This is a genomic window from Alcanivorax sp. HI0044 (genome assembly GCF_001634945.1).
The window spans coordinates 1-472 of the sequence record NZ_LWEZ01000748.1 but is presented as its reverse complement, the minus strand read 5'-3'; the positions used below and the strand labels follow the sequence as shown (position 1 = coordinate 472).

General features: G+C 56.1%; 1 protein-coding gene. It reads left to right on the top strand.

Going from position 1 to position 472, the window contains the following annotated elements; all coding sequences use genetic code 11:
- On the top strand, positions 1-472 hold a 472-nt coding region (locus tag A3730_RS08990; protein WP_156501101.1), incomplete at both ends, for a TonB-dependent receptor domain-containing protein.

The following is a 472-nucleotide window of genomic DNA, read 5'->3' as shown; positions in this document are numbered from 1 at the left end:
GGCGGCTCTACGTTCCAGTTTTCCCCAATCAAGGGCATGCTGGAGCCGACTCCTTTCGGCTATATTGATCGCAGCACGTTCCTGGGGGAGCCGGACTGGAATACCTATGACCGTGAGCAGTGGGCCATTGGCTATGACCTGACTCACTACATCAATGATGCCTGGTCATTCCGCCAGAATGCCAAGTACAACCACGTGGAATCCCTGTTCGAGACCGTGGTGTCTGCGACCTTCACCAATGGTGGCCTGTTGGCGGATGAGCGGACTATGGACCGTCGCGCGGTTCGTGGTGAAGGCGATCTGGACAGCATTGCGGTGGATAACCAGTTCAAGGTGGTCTTCAACACCGGTGAAATGCGCCACAGCATGCTTATGGGTCTGGACTACCTGAGCACTGACTGGACCCATGACCGTTATCTGGTCTGGCCAATGGTAGGTGGCCCGGTAGCTCCGATAGACGTGTTTGATCCTG